General features: G+C 63.4%; 18 protein-coding genes. 8 read left to right on the top strand and 10 right to left on the bottom strand.

The genetic code is table 11. The features are described 5' to 3' along the window. Position 1 precedes the first annotated feature (1 nt). The 3 genes from X739_RS161175 to X739_RS161185 all read right to left on the bottom strand — a co-directional run bounded on the left by X739_RS161175 (position 2) and on the right by X739_RS161185 (position 4119). Positions 2-1237, bottom strand: a complete 1236-nt coding sequence (locus X739_RS161175) for a putative DNA modification/repair radical SAM protein (RefSeq protein WP_023772390.1) — start codon at positions 1235-1237, stop codon at positions 2-4. Positions 1238-1322: 85 nt separating this feature from the next. Further along, positions 1323-2708, bottom strand: a complete 1386-nt coding sequence (locus tag X739_RS161180) for a glutamine synthetase family protein (protein WP_023792990.1) — start codon at positions 2706-2708, stop codon at positions 1323-1325. A 31-nt stretch (positions 2709-2739) separates the two neighbouring features. After that, positions 2740-4119: an aspartate aminotransferase family protein gene (locus X739_RS161185; RefSeq protein WP_023792988.1), complete on the bottom strand. Its 1380-nt coding sequence runs from the start codon at positions 4117-4119 to the stop codon at positions 2740-2742. A 157-nt stretch (positions 4120-4276) separates the two neighbouring features. On the opposite strand from X739_RS161185, the gene X739_RS161190 reads away from it, so the two are divergent. Continuing rightward, positions 4277-4729 carry a hypothetical protein gene (locus X739_RS161190; protein ID WP_023772392.1) on the top strand — a complete coding sequence of 151 codons (453 nt, stop codon included), beginning with the start codon at positions 4277-4279 and terminating at the stop codon, positions 4727-4729. Between the two features lie 14 nt (positions 4730-4743). Here the strand turns inward: X739_RS161190 and X739_RS161195 are convergent, their stop codons facing one another. Together X739_RS161195 and X739_RS161200 are read right to left on the bottom strand one after the other, a co-directional pair. Next, the gene (locus X739_RS161195) at positions 4744-5718 is read right to left on the bottom strand and encodes a WD40 repeat domain-containing protein (protein ID WP_023772393.1); all 975 of its coding nucleotides are present in this window, start codon (positions 5716-5718) and stop codon (positions 4744-4746) included. A 511-nt stretch (positions 5719-6229) separates the two neighbouring features. Beyond that, the gene (locus tag X739_RS161200) at positions 6230-7285 is read right to left on the bottom strand and encodes a GTP-binding protein (RefSeq protein WP_023792984.1); all 1056 of its coding nucleotides are present in this window, start codon (positions 7283-7285) and stop codon (positions 6230-6232) included. A 420-nt stretch (positions 7286-7705) separates the two neighbouring features. Between X739_RS161200 and X739_RS161205 the strand changes: the two genes are divergently transcribed. Continuing rightward, positions 7706-8176 (top strand): MarR family transcriptional regulator, encoded by a 471-nt coding sequence (locus X739_RS161205; RefSeq protein ID WP_023772397.1) that lies wholly within the window; start codon positions 7706-7708, stop codon positions 8174-8176. 12 nt (positions 8177-8188) lie between these two features. Here the strand turns inward: X739_RS161205 and X739_RS161210 are convergent, their stop codons facing one another. Further along, complete coding sequence (locus X739_RS161210; protein ID WP_023792971.1) at positions 8189-9058, bottom strand: AraC family transcriptional regulator; 870 nt, start codon at positions 9056-9058, stop codon at positions 8189-8191. Between the two features lie 52 nt (positions 9059-9110). Between X739_RS161210 and X739_RS161215 the strand changes: the two genes are divergently transcribed. The 5 genes from X739_RS161215 (at position 9111) to X739_RS161235 (ending at position 13149) form a co-directional block, all read left to right on the top strand. Beyond that, positions 9111-9518, top strand: coding sequence for a DUF2000 family protein (locus X739_RS161215; RefSeq protein WP_023792969.1), 408 nt, complete (start codon positions 9111-9113; stop codon positions 9516-9518). A 192-nt stretch (positions 9519-9710) separates the two neighbouring features. Then, a complete protein-coding gene (locus tag X739_RS161220; RefSeq protein ID WP_032924132.1) occupies positions 9711-10595 on the top strand; it encodes a DMT family transporter in 885 nt (294 codons plus the stop codon). 67 nt (positions 10596-10662) lie between these two features. Beyond that, positions 10663-11685, top strand: a complete 1023-nt coding sequence (locus tag X739_RS161225; RefSeq protein WP_023772401.1) for a LacI family DNA-binding transcriptional regulator — start codon at positions 10663-10665, stop codon at positions 11683-11685. Next, complete coding sequence (locus X739_RS161230) at positions 11682-12665, top strand: 2-hydroxyacid dehydrogenase (RefSeq protein ID WP_023772403.1); 984 nt, start codon at positions 11682-11684, stop codon at positions 12663-12665. Before X739_RS161225 ends, X739_RS161230 begins: the two co-directional genes overlap by 4 nt. 79 nt (positions 12666-12744) lie before the next feature. After that, the gene (locus X739_RS161235) at positions 12745-13149 is read left to right on the top strand and encodes a hypothetical protein (protein ID WP_032924131.1); all 405 of its coding nucleotides are present in this window, start codon (positions 12745-12747) and stop codon (positions 13147-13149) included. Here X739_RS161235 and X739_RS161240 read toward each other — a convergent pair whose 3' ends face one another. Next, the gene (locus X739_RS161240) at positions 13150-13923 is read right to left on the bottom strand and encodes a gamma-glutamyl-gamma-aminobutyrate hydrolase family protein (protein ID WP_023792961.1); all 774 of its coding nucleotides are present in this window, start codon (positions 13921-13923) and stop codon (positions 13150-13152) included. 263 nt (positions 13924-14186) lie between these two features. Between X739_RS161240 and X739_RS161245 the strand changes: the two genes are divergently transcribed. Continuing rightward, positions 14187-15296 (top strand): TRAP transporter substrate-binding protein, encoded by a 1110-nt coding sequence (locus X739_RS161245; RefSeq protein WP_023781713.1) that lies wholly within the window; start codon positions 14187-14189, stop codon positions 15294-15296. Positions 15297-15391: 95 nt separating this feature from the next. On the opposite strand, the gene X739_RS161250 is transcribed toward X739_RS161245, so the two are convergent. Genes X739_RS161250 through X739_RS161260 form a run of 3 tightly spaced genes read right to left on the bottom strand, consistent with a single transcriptional unit; the run spans position 15392 to position 18805 of the window. Further along, positions 15392-16420 carry a zinc-dependent alcohol dehydrogenase family protein gene (locus X739_RS161250; protein ID WP_023792958.1) on the bottom strand — a complete coding sequence of 343 codons (1029 nt, stop codon included), beginning with the start codon at positions 16418-16420 and terminating at the stop codon, positions 15392-15394. Positions 16421-16433: 13 nt separating this feature from the next. After that, complete coding sequence (locus X739_RS161255; RefSeq protein WP_031251942.1) at positions 16434-18221, bottom strand: TRAP transporter large permease subunit; 1788 nt, start codon at positions 18219-18221, stop codon at positions 16434-16436. After that, a complete protein-coding gene (locus X739_RS161260) occupies positions 18221-18805 on the bottom strand; it encodes a TRAP transporter small permease subunit (protein ID WP_023781710.1) in 585 nt (194 codons plus the stop codon). Before X739_RS161260 ends, X739_RS161255 begins: the two co-directional genes overlap by 1 nt. Positions 18806-18906: the final 101 nt, after the last annotated feature.

Raw genomic sequence — 18906 nt, 5'->3', positions numbered from 1 at the left:
GTCAAAACAGCGCTAGTTGTTCGCAGGATTGCACGATCTTGCCGCGCAGTGCGGCCTTGTCCGTGAGCGCGCCTGGCGACCAGCCTTCGGCGATGATGAAGGGCCTGAGCTTGGCGATCGAATGGCAGAGCCGGCCGACATCCTCGAGCCGCAATCGCCGGTAGCGGCGGGTTTCGAGAATTTTCGCGACAACCTTGGTTCCCAGGCCAGGCACGCGCAGCAGCGCTTCGCGGTCGGCGCGGTTTACGTCGACGGGGAAGCGTCCCCGGTTGCGCAGCGCCCAGGCAAGTTTCGGATCGATAGCGAGATCAAGCATGCCATCGCTGCTGCCGGCCAAAATTTCAGGCTGCGAAAATCCGTAGAAGCGCATCAGCCAATCGGCCTGGTAGAGCCGGTGTTCGCGCATCAACGGCGGCTTCCGCAACGGCAGCGATGACGAGGAATCGGGGATCGGACTGAAGGCCGAGTAATAGACGCGCCGTAAATGGTAGCTGCCATAAAGCCGGGCGCTAGCATGCAGGATGCCGTCGTCGGTGGTCTTGTCCGCGCCGATGATCATCTGCGTCGACTGGCCGCCCGGCGCGAATCGTTCGCGTTTTTTGGTCCGCAATGTCGGCTCGGCTTTCTCCTCCATTTTCCGACGCAAATTGGCCATCGAAAGCCGGATTGTCTCCGGCCTCTTCTCCGGCGCCAGTTTCTTCACGCCCTCGTCGGTGGGCAACTCGACATTGATCGACAAGCGGTCGGCATAGAGCCCGGCCTTCTCGATCAGCTCCGCCGAACTCTCGGGGATGGTTTTGAGATGGATATAGCCGGAGAATTTTTCTTCCAGCCGCAGCCGCCGCGCCACCTCGACCATCTCGCCCATGGTTTCGTCAGGCGAACGGATGACGCCCGAGGACAGGAAAAGTCCTTCGATATAGTTGCGCCGGTAGAAATCCATGGTCAGCTTCACCACCTCGTCGATGCCGAAGCGGGCGCGCCGGACATTCGAGGACGAGCGGTTGATGCAATAGCTGCAGTCGTAGATGCAGAAATTGGTAAGCAGGATTTTCAACAGCGAAATGCAGCGGCCGTCCGGCGCGTAGGAATGGCAGATGCCCATGCCTTCGGTGGAGCCGATGCCGCCGGATTTCAAAGAATCCTTTTTCGCCGCGCCCGATGAGGCGCAGGAGGCGTCGTATTTGGCGGCGTCGGACAGTATCGCCAGTTTCTCACGAACAGGGAGTGCGCTCATCCGTTCATGATATGTTCTGGAAGGCCAATGCGCCATATCTTTTGATGGTGACGGCGAAAAAAGTGATCGCCGCCGGTCTCAGGCATCAGACCTCGTGCAGATAAAGATGATAGTCCAGCTCGTTCACTGTGCGCGCCACGCGCAGGTACTCGGACTGCTTGATCGCCACAAAGGTGCGGTGCAGGTCATCGCCGAGCGCGCCCTTCAGGAAGCTCGACGCCCTGGCCGCTTCGATGGCGGCCCGCCAATCGGCCGGCATGGTCGTGCGGGTGACGGCCGCTTCATAGCCATTGCCGGTCGTTTCGGGGCCAGGATCGAGCCCTTCGTCGAGGCCTTTGACGATGCCGGCAAGCACCGTCGCGGCAATCAGATACGGATTGGCGTCGACACCTGATGGACGATGCTCGATGCGCCGGTTCTTCGCATCGCCCGCTGGCACGCGCAACGCCACCGAGCGGTTGTTGACGCCCCAGCTCGGGGCCACCGGCGCATAGGATTGCGAGACGAAGCGCCGCCAGGAATTGGCATGCGGCGCAAACACCAGCATTGATTCCGCCATTGTCTGGATCAGCCCACCGAGGCCACGCAGCAGCGGCAGCGACCAGCTCTCGCCGGCGGCTTCCGCAAAGACGTTTCGGCCGACCTTGTCCTGCAGCGAGACATGGAAATGCATACCGGAACCGGCATATTTCTCGATCGGCTTGGCCATGAAGCAGGCGGTAACACCATGGCGGCGCGCCTGCGCCCGCACCAGCCGCTTCAGCATGACCAGATCGTCGGCCGCCCGCATCACGTTCTTGCGGTAATTCAGCGTCAGTTCGTACTGGCCGGGCGCATATTCGGAAATCACCGTCTCGGCCGGAATGCCTTGCGCCTTGGCGGCGGCGTAGATGTCTGAGAACAACGGCTCCATGCCGTGCAGATGGTCGACTGAATAAACTTCGGTCTTGCCCGAGACGCGTCCATCGAGCACCGCGCGCGCCGGCTGCACCTTGCCGTCGGCATCGCGCTCATTGGCCAGCAGAAAAAACTCGAGTTCGAAGGCCCCAGCGGGATAGAGCCCCTTGGCGGCCAATATGTCGACCTGCCGGGCCAGCGCCAGCCGCGGGTCCGAAGACATTGGCTGGCCGTCGAGATGGTACATCGTCATCAGCAGTTGGCCGCGCGGTGGCTTCGTGCCGTAAAGCGGCACCAGCGTGCCCGGAATCGGCCAGGCCCTCAGATCGCCGTCGCCGCTGTCCCAGATCAGCCCGGTTTCGTGTACATCCTCGCCGGTGATGTCGAGGCCCAGAATCGAGATCGGCATATGCCGGCCGCCCTCGAAAATGCTTTTCAGCTCATGCCGGCGCACGATCTTGCCGCGCCCCACACCATTGGCGTCGGTCAGCACGATATCGAAGGCCTCGATCTCGGGATGGGCGTCGAGGAAGGCTTGCGCCTCGGTGGGCGTCGAGCCCGAAGGTGAGGTCATGATCGCACTCGGATTGGCTTGAGCGCTTGTCTCACGCCGCAAGCTTTGCCGCAACCGCGCCAAACGCGGTGATCAGGCGGTTGACCTGGGTGCCTGACGTTGCCGGCGAGATCAGCATCATGTTGTGGAACGGTGCGATCAGCACGCCGCGATTAACCAGCGCGACATGGATGGCAGCCTCCAGTTCCGGCGCATGCGCAACTTCCGCCTCGGCACCATTGCGCAGCGGGCCGGGCGCGCAGATGAACTCGACGCGTGCCCCGACGCGGGAGACATGCCAGGGCAGATTGTAACGATCGATCACGCCGGTCAGTCCGGCATCGAGCCGCCGCGCCAGATGATCCATGCGGTCGTAATTCTCTTGCGTCATCACCTCCTCGAGCGTGGCGCGCATGGCGGCGAACTGCAGCGGGTTGGCCGACAGCGTCGTCCCCATGCCGGAATATCCCGGCTCTTTCGTCCTGTTGTAGTCGGCATAGCGCGAGGCGACCTCCTCGCTCATGCCCCAGACGCTCGCCGGCACGCCGCCGGCAATCGGCTTGCCCAGCACGAACAAGTCGGGCTCCAGCCCATATTTACCGGTGTAACCGCCGGGGCCGGTCGAGATCGTATGCGTCTCGTCGATCAAGAGCAGGGTGGCGGCTTCACGTGTCAGCTTTCGCAGCGCCTCATGGTAGCCGGGGTCGGCCAGCACCATGCAGGAATTGGTCAGCACCGGTTCGGCGATGACGCAGGCGACGTCCCTGTCCTTCAATGCGGCCTCGAGAGCGGCGACATCGTTGAACTCAATGACCTTGGCCGTGCGGGTCAGGTCGCGGAATTCGCCCGCCAGTCCCGGCCGGTTGACGGGCTTGCCGTCGATCAGCCGCACCATCGTCTCGTCCACCGAGCCGTGATAGCAGCCGTTGAAGACCAGGATCTTTTCCCTGGAGGTAACGGCGCGGGCGACGCGCAGCGCAAAGCGATTGGCGTCGGTCGCCGTGGTCGCGATCTGCCAGAACGGCAGGCCGAAGCGCTGCTGCAGCAGCGGCCCGATGGCCAGCGCATCCTCGGAAGGCAGCATATAGGTCAGGCCGCGTCCGGCCTGGCGGCGAATGGCGCGCGCCACCGGCGGAGGCGAGTGGCCGAACATCGAACCGGTGTCGCCGAGGCAGAAATCGTCGAGCTTGTTGCCGTCGATGTCGGTGATCGTGGCGCCTCGGGCGCTGTCGACCAGGATCGGAAACGGTGTCGGCCAATCATTCATCCAGTGCATCGGCACGCCGCCGAAGAAGCCGGGCAGGCCGTTGCCGATCTTGGCTTGCGATCTCGGCCGCGCCTCGCGGAAGGCTGCCCCTTCCATCTCCCGCAATCGCGCGATGCGGTCGGGGCTAATCCCGCCGATGGTCTTTGAACTGTCGTTGCCGTGCATGAAAAATCCCTCTGGCTCGTTGCTCTTAGCCAATCCACCTTGGCAACGGCAATTGGCCGTGCGTCCTTTCTGCATTGGCTCAGCCGCCAGCGGCGGCACTTGACCCCGCTGGCGAAGTCGGCGCCAATGCTGTGGGCAACGACGAGCGGGGGGAAGAATGCGGACGATGATCTGCGTGACGATGCTCTTCCTGTCCGCCGGCACGGCGTTCGCGACCGGCGGTATCTGGTGCACCGTCGATGATCCGCAGGCCAAATTCCAGGTCGATGCCGGCGTCACCACGGGCATGGGCGGCCCGACGTTCAATTTCCGCGGCGACCTCGAAATCAAGGCGAGGCCCGCCGGCGATCCATTGCACAAGACGGTGTTCGAGGATGCCAACCTCACCCAGTACTGGCTCGACGACAAGGAACTGCGGCTGAACATCTACCACGAGCAGGAGGTCGCCAAGACCTACAGTTCGGTCGAATTGACGGTCCTGACCAGGGCCAGTGACGAGGGCGTCTATGACGGGGATTACAAGCTCGCTGTCTATGACAGCACGGCCGACAAGAACAGCGATGGCAAGCCCATCGATCTGACCGGCAAGGTCTCCTGCGGCGCCGAGTGATCGGCCATTCCCCGCTAGGCCATGATGTCGATGACGCCGCAATCGCCGGCGGCGCTGCCGAAGGCGACGCGGCGTTCTTCCCTGTCCCACATCATCGCGGTGATGGCGCCCTTGCCTGGTCGCCGCAAAAGCACCTCCTTGGCGTCGGAAAAGCGCACGGCCATCACCATGCCGTCGTCGTAACCGACTGCGACGACGTCCTGGCTCGGATGGCAGGCGACCGCCGTCACCATGGCATTGCCGCGCGTGCCAAGTTCCAGCGGCGCCTTGCCCATCGGGCCGTCCTTGCCCGAAAACGGCCAGACGATCGCCGCCGGCGCGCCCGAACTGGCCAGCCACTTGCCTTTCACGCTCCATGACAGGCTTTTGACCTTGCCGGGATAGCCGCTCATGCGCATGTGCTTGCCGTCGGACAGCTTCCAGCCATGCAGGGCGTTTTCCTGCATGGTGGTGACCAGAAAGGCGCCGTCCGGCGAGAAGGTGATGCCGGTGTGCGCGCCCGCCCATTCCAGTTCCACCGGCTTGCCCTCGGCGGCGGGGAAATGCAGCGTCGCGCCATTGTAACGGGCGACGCCGAAGCGCATGCCCTTGGGCGAGAAGGCCAGCCCCTCGACCGAGCGCGGATGCGCAAATTCCCGGGTCTTGCCGTCGGTGAAGCGCACGAAGGCGGTCTTGCCCGTGGCATACGCGATGGCGCCTTGCGGCCCGGCGGCGACGCTGGTGATCCATTTTTTCCCGGCGTTCGCCACCTCTTGGGTCTCGCCGCCGGCTTTCACGGCAAAGACCTTGCCGTCCTCGCCACCGGTGATCAGCCGGTCATTGGCCGCGTCATGGAAGGCGGCAAGCAGCCCGTCATTGGCCTGCACCGTCTTGTGGCCATTGTCGAGCCGATGGACAGCACCGTCAGCCAGCGCAAAATGCGGCACGTGGCCAAGGAAGACGGCGGCGACGCAATGGCCTTCGAGATCAAGCGGGGCAACTGTGGGCATGGGCTATCTTTGTTCAATGAAAGTGCAGAGGGCGGCTTACTCGACGTTTGCACGTCCGGCAACTATGAGGTCGCGAAGTCGGAACCATAGGCTGTCTCCAATCGCCAATTATGGCGCTGCCCCTCATTGTCCTGCCGGACTTTTCTCCCCGTATAGTGACGTGGAGAAAGACGCTGTCGCGGATGGGTTCGCCTATCGCCAGCGCTGCAGAATAGGCATCGGCCCTGCGGCCAGTCCCCTTCCCCCGTCACTATACGGGGAGAAGGTGCCGGCAGGCGGATGAGGGGCGGCGCCGGCCGTTGGAAATTGTCGCTACAAGGGACTTGGTACCGCCGTGACCGCCCTAAGCAACGTCGCATTCGGCTCTGGAGGGTGCTAGACCAAATCTAAGATAAGCGCGAAATCCGAAGTGGATGCTCTCACCAATTCGGACGTACTGATCGCGACCTGAGGCTCATGTCCGATCTTGCTAACCACGGATTAGGGCATCACCCGGTCCTCTGCCAAACAATCAAGCCGCCTGGCAGGCGTCAAAACTCTTCTTCAGCCGCTCGGCGTCGAGCTCGCGGCCGATGAAGACCAGCCGGCTCTCATGCCTTTCGCCGTCCTTCCAGGCGCGCTGGTGGTCGCCCTCGATGATCATGTGCACGCCCTGGATGACATAGCGCTCGTCATCGCCCTTGAGCGCGATGATGCCTTTCAGCCGCAGGATGTTGGGGCCTTCCATCTGGGTGACCTTCTCGATCCACGGGAAGAATTTCTTCGGGTCCATCTCGCCGCCGCGCAGCGACACCGACTCCACCGTCACGTCATGGATGTCGGACGGATGAGTGTGATGGTGGTGGTCGTGCCCATCGTGGTCGTGATGATCATGGTCGTGATGATCATGATCATGGTGATCATGTTCATCATGCGCTTCGAGGAAATGCGGATCGTTCTCCAGCGCCCTGGACAGGTCGAAGGCGCCACGGTCGAGCACTTCCGACAGCGCCACGCCGGCGCGCGTCGTGCGGTGAATCTTGGCGGCCGGGTTGATCGCGCGGATCGTCGCCTCGACCTTGGCGAGTTCTTCCGGGGTGACGAGGTCGGTCTTGTTGAGCACGACGACGTCGGCGAAGGCGATCTGGTCCTCGGCTTCCTTGGAATCCTTGAGCCTGAGCGGCAGGTGCTTGGCGTCGACCAGGGCCACCACGGCATCGAGCTTGGTCTTGGAGCGCACGTCGTCGTCCATGAAGAAGGTCTGCGCCACCGGCACCGGATCGGCCAGCCCGGTGGTCTCGACGACGATGGCGTCGAAGCGGCCGGGCCGCCGCATCAAGCCCTCGACGACGCGGATCAGGTCGCCGCGCACCGTGCAACAGACGCAGCCATTGTTCATCTCGTAGATCTCCTCGTCGGATTCCACGATCAGGTCGTTGTCGATGCCGATCTCGCCGAATTCGTTGACAATGACGGCGTAACGCCTGCCGTGGTTTTCCGACAGGATGCGGTTGAGCAGCGTCGTCTTGCCGGCGCCGAGATAGCCGGTGAGGACGGTTACGGGGATCTGTGTCTGCGCTTCGCTCATGGCTTGCCTCGAAATGACTAGGCCCTGAAATTCAGGCCGCGAAAAAGGGATTGTCGGTTCCATATAGGATGTGCGCCGGGCTTTTGCACGGGGCAAAACCATGGGCCAAAGCTGCCGACCGGGATCGTCCCGACATCATGGCCGCGGAAAGCCGCCGCCGCTCCCGCGTGGAAGAGCAAGGGCCTGGTGCGAGAGCTGCCCGGTCGTCAAATCGCATTCACGCAGTGGCGCTCCGAATTCCCTTCACGCGAAAGTCGTTTGTCATCTAACTGAAATAAACATCTGGCATCACCACGGCGGACGCCGCGAATGCTTGCCGGCAAAGCTGTTTCGGATGCCGGAATCTTTTTCGATCGTCGATTGCCAACCGGCCGGCTGCGTCTATGCTGTGCGCACCGGCCCGGCCGAAGAGGGATGACCATGGCCAAGGCGGACAAGACTGCAACGATGAGCCGGCTGCATTCAGCGGCAAGGCTGGCAAGGACCGCCCTGGCGGCACGGCTCCTGGCGCATGGCTTTTACGCCGGCCAGGACCAGATCATGCTGGCGCTGGACCGTGAGGACGGCCAGACGCCGGGCAATCTCGCCGGTCGCCTCGGCGTGCGTCCGCCGACCATCACCAAGACCATCAACCGGCTGCAGGCACAGGGTTTTCTGGAGAAACGCGCGTCGGACTCCGATGCCCGCCAGGCCCATATCTTCCTCACCGATACCGGCCGTGAAACCATCCGCGCCATCGAGAAGTCAGTGAAGAAGACAGAGAAGCAGGCGCTCAGGGGCCTCGACAAGAAGGACCAGAAGGCGCTGTTCAAGCTGCTCGCCCGCATCGAGGCCAACCTCTCCAACGAGGAGCTGGTGCTGATCGACGACGACGCCGAGACGGACGACTGATCTCTCCGGCCGTCAGGCTGCCACGGCATTTCCGTGGATCAAGGACGACCAACGGCCCGGCGTCATGCCGAACGCTTTCTTGAATTGCCTGTTGAAGTGGCTCTGGTCGCTGAAGCCGGCCTCGATCGCGATCTGTGCCAGGGACGCGCCGGCGGCGATCATCCTGCGCGCCCGCTGAAGCCGGCGCATTACCAGGAAGCGATGCGGGCTGGTCGAGAAGGCCGCGCGGAAATGTCTCGACAGGGCATAGCGGTCGAGACCCGTGACGGCTTCCAACTCACCCGAACGCACCGGCCGGTCGAGGTTTTCCGTGAGATACTCACCCGCCAGCGTCGCCGCTCGCCACGCCGTCTCGGCTATTGGCTTTGCCGGCTTGCCGGCATGCCGGTTCAGACTTTGCATCAGCCGCGCCAGGAAGTCGTCGACGAACAGCTCGTCGAGTTCCTGCTCCAATGGCCCGAGCGCCGACAGCAGCGTCGCGCAGAAGGCCTCGTCCGTCACCACGCCCTCCCTGACGAAGGGCAACGCCGTGCCGCCGAGACAGCCGAGCATCAGTGACGGCTCCAGATAGAGCATCCTGTAGCGCAGGCCTTCTTCCGTGCCCGCGCCGCCATCGTGCAACTCGTCCGGATGCAGCACGATGACCTGGCCGGGCAGGCTCAGCCGTGCCGCGCCGCGATAGCGGAAGGTCTGCACGCCGCGCAGCGTCACCCCGATCGCGTAGGTGTCGTGGCGGTGCGGATCGAAGGCGCTGCCGTGAAACCGCGCCTCGATGCGTTCCATCCCCGCGGGATCGGGAGCGGAGATGATGCAGTTTTCAGCGGCATCGGCGCACAAACGTCCAAGACCCTCGAAGGCCTGGCGGTCTAGATCGAACGACATCGTCTCCTTCAGCCCCGCTACAGGGGCCTAACTTTGAATGGCTCACTTTCTCATGTTCGATACGAAATTTGCAATCGTGCTGCGGCAAGACCTGGCCGTCTGGCAGAAACTCAACGTCACCGCCTTCCTGACCAGCGGCATCGTCGCGCAATCCCCCGACATCATCGGCGAACCCTATCGCGATCGCGCAGGCAACCTCTACAATCCCTTGTCGATCCAGCCGGTCATCGTGCTCTCGGCCGACCGGGCAACGATAAGTGCGATCCATCGGCGTGCGCTGGAACGCGGCGTCACCACCTCGCTCTATGTCGAGGAGATGTTCTCGACCGGCTTCGATGCAGCCAACCGCGCCGTCTTTGCCGAATTCGCGCCCGAAGATGCCAAGGTGGTCGGCATGGCGCTGCGAGCCGAGAAGAAGGTGGTCGACAAGATAACCAAGGGCGCCCGCATGCATACGTAGCGCCCGGAACTAAGCCTGGCGGCGGCTGTTGTTGTACCAGCGAGCTTAGGCGCGGCTGCGGGCGACAATTGGCTTGCGGGCAAGCCGCAATTCCCGCAAAGTTGGGGTCCAGCCCAGCTTTTCCCCGGCCTGCACGTGAATCCTTCCCAAAGATATGTCGAAAGCGCGACGCCCCCGGTGGCGATCCTGTGCATGCTGACCACCTATGTCTTCTTCACCTTCCTCGACACCAGCAGCAAATATCTCGTCCTGGCCGGCGTCTCCGTCCTGATCGTCGCCTGGGTACGCTTTGCCGTGCATGTCGTGCTCGTTGGAGCGCTGCTGCGTGGCTGGCGCGAACCGATGCGATTTCGACCGGTCAACCTGCCGGCGCATGTGATGCGCGGCGCATTCCTGTTCGGCTCGACCATGTTCAATGTCCTGGCGCTGCGCTCCCTGCAACTGGCCGAGACGACGTCCATCTATTTCTTCGGGCCGATGGTGATCACCGCCCTTGCCGGACCGCTGCTCGGCGAATGGGCCGGCTGGCGGCGCTGGCTGGCGATCCTGGCCGCTTTCGCCGGGGTCCTGATCATCACGCGGCCCGGTGTCGGCGTTTTCGGCATCGGACATCTCTTCGCGCTCGGCTCGATGCTATCGAACTGCTTCTATGTCATCATGACGCGCCGCATGTCGGCGAACGAGACTCCCGAGAGCCTGATCCTGTTCTCGGCCCTGGCGCCGACGGTCCTGCTGTTGCCCCTGCTGCCGTTTTCTTTTTCGCTGCCGCATGATGGCTGGCACTGGTTCGTGCTGCTCATGCTTGGCGTGTTCGGCGGTGTCGGCCATTGGCTGCTGGTCCAGGCCTATCGGCTGGCGACCACCACGGCGCTCGCGCCATATCCCTATTCGCAAATGGTGTGGATGATCATTTCGGGCTGGCTTGTCTTCAAGCAGTTCCCCGACCGCTGGACGTTGGTCGGCGCCGCCATCATCGTCGCCAGCGGCCTCTACATCGTCCATCGCGAACATCGGCTCAGGCTGCGCAGCCGCGCGGCTTCGGATGTGGAGGCCGAGGCGCTGGCAAAAAAACTTTGATTTGGCCCGGATCGATGGCATAAGGCCGCCCTTAAACAGTTTAAAAAAGGCGACGGGGAGCGGAAGGCTGGCACAGAAGATCAAGCTGTCGACGATCGCGGATGCGCTCGGCGTGTCCACGGCCACCGTGTCCTTGGCACTGCGCGACAGCCCGCTGGTTGCCGGCTCGACACGCGACCGCATCAAGGAACATGCGCGCGCCATCGGCTATATCTACAACCGCCGCGCCGCGAGCCTGCGCACTTCGCGCTCGGGCATTGTCGGTGTCGTCGTCCATGACATCATGAACCCGTTCTTCGCCGAGATTCTGCGCTCGATCGAGAGTGAGCTCGACCGCAGCCGGCAGACCTTCATCCTGTCCAATCACTACGATCAGCTCGAAAAGCAGCGCACCTTCATCGATACATTGCTGCAGCTCGGCGCCGATGGCGTCATCATGTCGCCGGCCATCGGCACGCCGGCGTCCGATATCGTCATGGCCGAGGAGAATGGGCTGCCGGCGGTGCTGATCGCACGCACCGTCGAGGGAGCCGACGTACCGGTGTTTCGCGGCGACGATGCCTATGGCACGGGCCTCGCCACCAATCATCTGATATCGCTCGGCCACAAGCGCATCGCCATGATCGGCGGCACCGACCAGACCTCGACCGGCCGCGATCGCTACCAGGGCTATGTCAACGCCATGGAGGCGGCCGGGCTGGAGGTCAGACCGTCCTGGCGCATATCGGGCCCGCGCACCAAGCAGGCTGGCTTCGAGGCCGCTGGGCAGTTTCTGGCGCTGAAGGACAGACCGACCGCCGCTTGCTGCTGGAACGACCTCGTCGCCATCGGCCTGATGAACGGCATTGCGCGTGCCGGCCTTGTGCCGGGCGTCGACATCTCCGTTACCGGCTATGATGACCTCGAGGAGGCGGCTATCGCCACGCCGGCGCTGACCACCGTCTGGAATGGCCAGCGCGAGGTCGGCCGCCGCGCCGCCAGCGCGCTGCTCGACAAGCTCAACGGACAGACGGTGCGGCCCTCGCAAGAATTGATCAAGCCGGAACTGCACGTGCGCCAGTCGACCGGCAAGCCGGTGGAGCGTGCATGACCAAGGCCGAACAATTGGAAGCCGTTGCCATTCTGGTGCCGGCGGATTTCAACGATCACGCCGTCGGGCGGATCGAGCGGACATTCAGGCGCGTCGGCATCGAGCGCGCCGATCCGGCGCTGGTCACCGAGGAGATGCGCCGCACGGTGCGTGGCATCGCTTCGTTTGCCGGGATTGGTGCGGCGATGATGGATGCATTACCGAACCTAGAACTCATCGCCTCTTTCGGCGTCGGCTATGATTCGGTCGATGTCGGCCATGCCCGGGCGAAGAACATCATGGTCACCAACACACCCGACGTCCTGACCGAAGAGGTCGCCGACACCGCCATCGGGCTGCTGATCAACACGGTGCGCGACCTGCCGCGTGCCGAGACCTGGTTGCGTGACGGCAGCTGGGCGAAGAAGGGCAACTATCCGCTGAGCCGGCTGACCTTGCGCGCGCGCCGCGTCGGTATTTTCGGCATGGGCCGCATCGGGCAGGCCATTGCCAGGCGGCTGGAGGCCTTCGGCCTGCCGATCGCTTATCACAACCGACGCCGGGTCGAAGGCTTGTCCTTCCAGTACCATGACACGCTGAAGGGCTTGGCCGAGGCAGTCGACACGCTGATTTCGGTGGCGCCTGGCGGTGCTTCGACACAGAAAGCGGTCAATGCCGAGATCCTGTCGGCGCTCGGCGCGAACGGCGTCTTCGTCAACATCGGCCGCGGCAGCACCGTTGACGAGGCGGCGCTTGCGGCCGCTCTCGCCGACGGCACCATCGCCGCCGCAGGCCTCGATGTCTTCGCCGACGAGCCAAATGTCCCCAAGGCGTTGCTCGACTTACCAAACGCCTCTCTGTTGCCGCATGTCGGCTCGGCCTCGGAGCACACACGCCGCGCCATGGCCGATCTGTGCGTCGACAATCTGGTGTCGTGGTTCAGCGACCGCAGGCCGCTGACACCAGTGCCGGAGACGGCGCATGTGAAGGCTCGCCCTTGAGCGGTGGCGCTGCCATAATTATTAACGTCGGATTAACCCTCTGAAATCATTATTCATCCTGTGTGCCGGATGAAGAATGATGAAAACGCTTTCCGCCTTGATCGCCGCCGCCGCGCTATTGGGCGGCATTCAATTGCTTCATGACGGCAGCGGGGCAAGCGCTGCGAATGAGGCCACCCCTTCAAATACCTACAGGCTGGTCGCCAATGGCGATGAGGGCGCCTGCGCGATCACGCGCGGCGCCACGGTCTCGGATGGCCTGTCGCTGCTGACGGTGGCGCCGAATTGCCGACGGCTCCTGCCGGGCCTCGAGCGGGCGAAATTCTGGCGCGAGCAAAGCCACGGAACCGTCGCATTCAGCGCCAACGGCATCGATCCGATCGTCACCTTTGCCGTGGCTGATGGCGATGGCTACGAATCCTACGCGCCGGTCCTACCGTTGCTGTCGCTGGCATCAGGCGGTGGCTTGAAACACCGAGACTGACTACTCCGCCGCCGCCCGTGCGCCGGCTTTCGCGGCGGCATGCAGGCGCACCGCGTCGCCGAAAGCGCGAAAAATCTTGGCGGAATTGCTGTCCGACTTGACCCAGTATTCGGGATGCCACTGGACGCCGACGGCGAAGGCGCGGGCACCCTTGACCGAAACCGCTTCGACCGTGCCGTCGGTCGCGACAGCCTCGATCTCGAGCTTCGATCCCAGCCGGTCGATCGCCTGGCGATGCAAGGAATTGACCTTGATGTCGCCGGCGCCGAACAGGCCGGCCAGGCAACTGCCTGGCTTGATCGAAATGGTCTGGTGGATGGCGAAGCGCTCATCCTGTTTGTCGCTCACCGCCGCACGGTGGTCCAGCGACCCCTCGCGCTCCTGGATCTCGGTGCCCAGTGTGCCGCCGAGCGCCACGTTCAATTCCTGGATGCCGCGGCAGATGGCAAGCAGCGGCACGCCGCGCTCGATCGCCTTGCGGATCAGCGGCAGGGTCGTGGAGTCGCGCGCGGTGTCATAGGGCCCGTTCGCTTCGCTGGGATCGCCGCCATAGAGCGAGGGGTCGACGTTGGACTTCGAGCCCGTCAGCATGACGCCGTCGACCGACGACAGAAGCTCGTCGAAGTCCAGCCGGTCGCCGAACGAGGGCACGAGCAGTGGGAAAACGCCGGCACCTACGATTGCTGCTTCCAGATATTGTTGGGGGGCGGCATGCCAGGTGTAGTTGTCGAATTGACGGACGTCGGTCGATATGGCGACGAGCGGCTGCTGCATTTTGTGTCTGTCTTCCATCTGGCAAGGGATGTCCTGCCTTTAAAATAAGCGATCCCATGGTGTTTTTCCAGCCAAGTCTCAGCGTGTCGCATGGGCCACGAAACCGCCTGTTTAGACTATAGTTGCAGGGTCGCATGGCTTTGACACCAAATCCGGCCGCCGTGCTGGACTCGACTCCTTGCCCGTGTATTGTTTCGGCGAACCGATGCGGAGCCCGAGGATTCCCCGAGCGTCGGTTTGTTGGTCCAAAAGGGAGGAACTGCATGGATCGTCGTTCATTTATCCGCAAGGCCGGCGTCACCGGCGTCGGCGCAGCCGCGGCGGCGGCCACGCTCGCAGCACCGGCAATCGCCCAGTCCAACCCCAAGGTGACGTGGCGATTGGCGTCGTCCTTCCCGAAGTCGCTCGACACCATCTATGGCGGGGCCGAAGTGTTCTCCAAGATGCTGTCGGAAGCCACCGACGGCAATTTCCAGATCCAGGTCTTTGCCGCCGGCGAGCTCGTTCCCGGCCTGCAGGCCGCCGACGCCACTACGGCCGGCACGGTCGAGGCCTGCCACACGGTGGCATATTATTACTGGGGCAAGGACCCGACATGGGCGCTGGGTGCGGCGGTGCCGTTTTCGCTCAACGCGCGCGGCATGAATGCATGGCACTACCACGGCGGCGGCATCGACCTGTTCAATGAATTCCTTGCCACGCAAGGTCTGTTCGGCCTGCCGGGCGGCAACACCGGCGTGCAGATGGGTGGCTGGTTCCGCAAGGAGATCAATACAGTCGCCGACCTCTCCGGCCTCAAGATGCGCATCGGCGGCTTTGCCGGCAAAGTGGTGCAGAAGCTCGGCGTCGTGCCGCAGCAGATCGCCGGCGGCGACATCTACCCGGCGCTGGAAAAGGGCACCATCGACGCCGCCGAATGGGTCGGCCCCTATGACGACGAGAAGCTCGGTTTCTACAAGGTCGCGCCCTATTATTACTACCCCGGCTGGTGGGAAGGCGGCCCGACCGTCCACCTGATGTTCAACAAGGCGAAATACGACGAGCTTTCGCCGACCTACAAGTCGCTGCTGCGCACGTGCGCCCAGGCCGCGGACGCCAACATGCTGCAGAAATATGACTATGTGAACCCTCCGGCGGTGAAGCGGCTGGTGGCCGGCGGCGCCAAACTGCGCCCATTCAGCCAAGAGATCATGGCCGCCTGCTTCGAGAAGGCCAACGAGGTCTACGCCGAGATGGAAACCTCGAACGCGCCGTTCAAGAAGATCTGGGAATCGATCAAGGGCTTCCGCAAGGAGCACTATCTCTGGGCGCAGGTGGCCGAATACAATTACGACACCTTCATGATGGTCCAGCAGCGCAACGGCAAGCTGTAGGCGACTTTGCTTTTCGAAGCCCCGGGGCACTTTTGTTCTCCGGGGCTTTTTTTGCTCGACGCGAAGGCAATTGCCAAATGCCCGAAGCCTGAACCTCAGCCCATGGCTGGCACCACCAGCACCTTCACTTCACCCGGAGCCGGCGGATTGGCGATCACCCTTGGCGCCTCCTCAAGCGTGACTTGCCTGGAGATCAGCCGATCGATCTCGATCACGCCCGACGCGATAAGCCCGGCGGCGCGGCGATGCGTGTAGGGATTGAGGAATGAGCCCACTACCTTCAGTTCGCGGAACAACAGGTCGAAGGGCTCGAATTCCGCCTTCATGCCTTGCGGCGTCACGCCGACGATGACGACGGTGCCGCCCGCCCTTGCCAGCCGCATCGACTGCTCGACGGTCTCGCGCACACCGGCGCATTCGAACACCACGTCGGCGCCGCCAGGCATCAGTCCGGCCGGACTGGTGACGGCGTCGATCACATCGGTGGCGGTGGGATCGACCGAAGCCGTGGCACCGAGTTCCCTGGCAAGAGCGCGCCGCGAGGCTTGCCGTGTCGACAGGATGATGGTGGTGGCCCCGGCCAGCCGCGCCAGTTGAACTGTAAGCAGGCCAATGACGCCGCCGCCGAGCACGACCACCGAGCTGCCGGGCCTGACCTCGGCAAGGTCGACACCGTGCAGGCAGCAGCCGAGCGGCTCGCAGAAAGCACCATGTGTTGGCTTCAGATCCGCGGGAAGGACAAAGGCCTGTTTCCGCGGCATCACCACATAGTCGGCAAAGCCACCGTCGCGGTGGATGCCGATGGCGGTGAGATTGCTGCATAAATTGACGCGGCCGGCATGGCATTGGCCGCAGCGCCCGCAGGCGATGTTGGGATCGCCGGTGACGCGGTCGCCGACGGCAAAGCCGGAGACGGCGGTGCCGACTTCCTCGACGATGCCGGAGAATTCGTGCCCGGGTGTCACTGGCGGCCTGCAGGGGAACTCGCCGTGGAAAAGATGCCGGTCGGTGCCGCAGACACCGCATGCCTCGATCCGCACCAGGAGGTCGTTCGGGCCAGGGACCGGCTTGGCGATCTCGCGCAACGAGATGCTGCCTACTGCCTCCAACCGCACGGCTTTCATGGCATCATCTCCATCAATTAAAGCTCGGCGGTTGCGACAGGTCCGGCGCGGGTGCAGCCGGCTTGGCCGGCGGCGCATCGCCGAAATTCGGCGGCTGCGACAGATCGGGCGTGCCCGGTGCCGTCGTTGCGGCGCCGCTATTGGCAGGCGCGCCGCCACCTTCCGGCGCGCCGAGCGGCGACAGGCTGGGCACCTCGGGAACCGTGTAGTCGATCGTGCCGGAATCGACGGCCGTGCCCTTGTAGCGCATCACCATCTGCGGGAAGGCGATGGTCAGGCCGATCATGATCACCTGGATGCAGACGAACGGCACCGCGCCCCAATAGATCTGGCCCGTTGTCACCGGCGCGATCTGCTTGCCGGTCAGGCGATCGAGATAGGGCACGCGGGAGGCGACCGAGCGCAGGTAGAACAGCGCGAAGCCGAATGGCGGATGCATGAAGCTGGTCTGCATGTTGACGCCCAGGAGCACGCCGAACCAGATCAGGTCGATGCCGAGCTTGTCGGCCGCCGGCGCCAGTAGCGGCACGATGATGAAGGCCAGTTCGAAGAAATCGAGAAAGAAGGCGAGGAAGAAGACCAGGATGTTGACGCCGATCAGGAAGCCGACTTCGCCGCCCGGCAGCGAGGTCAAAAGATGCTCGACCCAAATCTGGCCGTTGACGCCGTAGAAGGTCAGCGAGAACACCCGCGCGCCGATCAGGATGAACAGCACGAAGGACGACAGCCGCGTCGTCGAGGCCAGCGCCTGCTTGATCACATCCATCGACAGCCGGCCCTTCATTGCCGCCATCGCCAGCGCGCCGACCGCGCCCATCGCGCCGCCCTCGGTTGGGGTGGCTATGCCGAGGAAGATAGTGCCGAGCACCAGGAAGATCAGCGCCAGCGGCGGGATCAGCACGATCACGACTTGCTGCGCCAACCGCGACATCATGTTGATGTTCAGGCTGCGGTCGAGGATCGCTACGATGTAGATGAAGATGACGCCGACCGTCGCGCCGAGAATATCGGCATTGTCGCCATGAGCGGGCACCAGGTAACGGTAGGCGGCATAGGCGATCGCAATGGCCGCTATCAACGCGATCAGCAACGACACCACGCCATGGCCGAGCGTCCGCGCCTCGAGCGGCAGGGCCGGCATCGACTTTGGTCGGACGATCGACATGATCACGATGTAAAGTGTGTATAGGCCGGTCAGCACCAGGCCGGGGATCAGGGCGCCGGCATACATGTCGCCGACAGAGCGGCCGAGCTGGTCGGCGAGAACGATCAGCACCAGCGACGGCGGAATGATCTGGGCGAGCGTGCCCGAGGCAGCGATGACGCCGGATGCCACCCGGCGGTCGTAACCGTAGCGCAGCATGATTGGCAGCGAGATCAGCCCCATGGCGATGACGGACGCCGCCACCACGCCTGTGGTCGCCGCCAGCAGTGCGCCGACGAAGATCACCGCGTAGGCGAGGCCGCCTCGGACGGGTCCGAACAACTGGCCGATCGTGTCGAGCAGGTCTTCGGCCATCCCCGATCGTTCGAGCACGATGCCCATGAAGGTGAAGAACGGAATCGCCAGCAGCGTGTCGTTCGACATCACCCGGCTGCCGTAGAAATTGTCCGGCAGCGCATAGAGCAGCGGCCAGGCGAGATTGATCGCGCCGCCCGAATAGGGCGTCAAAAGCACACCGATGAAGAAGAACATCAGACCGTTGGCGGCGAGCGAAAAGGCGACGGGATAGCCGATCAGCATGAACAGGATCAGCGAGGCGAACATGATCGGCGCCATGTTCTGGGCGATGAATTCCATCACGAACGCACCTCTTCGGCCAGCGCCTTGGCTTCGAGTTCAGCCTGTTCGTGCACGGAAATGAACGGGTTGGGATCCTCAATGACGCCGCGCATGATGGCGATCTTCTTGATGATCTCGGAAATGCCCTGCAGCGCGAGCAGGAAAAAGCCGACCAACAGGATCGCCTTGGCCGGCCACACGATCAGGCCGCCGGCGTTGGTCGACATCTCGCCGCTGTGAAAGGACAGCGACACGTAGGGCACGAAATAGAACACCATCAGCGTCACGAACGGCATCAGGAAAAAGACGTGGCCGAAGAGGTCGATCCAGTGCTGCGCGCGGCGTGAAAACAGGCCGTAGACGATGTCGATGCGGATATGCTCGTTCTGTTTCAACGTGTAGGCGGCGGCCAGCATGAAGGCGGCGCCGAAAAGGTACCATTGCAGCTCCAGCCAGGCGTTGGACGAGGTGTCGAACACTTTTCGGATGACAGCGTTGGCCGCACTCACCAGGATCGCCAGCAGGATCAGCCAGGATACCGATTTGCCGATGAACTCGTTCATACGATCGATCGTTCTGGATAGAGCGAGAAGCCCTGCCATGCATTCCTCCCTGATGCGGTGACGCGCGATCGCCCTTCTTCGTCGCGCCGCCTGGCCCAACCGTATGCAGTGCGTGGTCCGGTTGGTCAACACGGGGAGGA

The sequence above is a fragment of the Mesorhizobium sp. LNHC209A00 genome (assembly GCF_000502915.1).
Taxonomy (GTDB): Bacteria; Pseudomonadota; Alphaproteobacteria; order Rhizobiales; family Rhizobiaceae; genus Mesorhizobium.
Note: the sequence above shows the minus strand (reverse complement) of the source record. Positions and strands in the feature narration are given on the sequence as shown.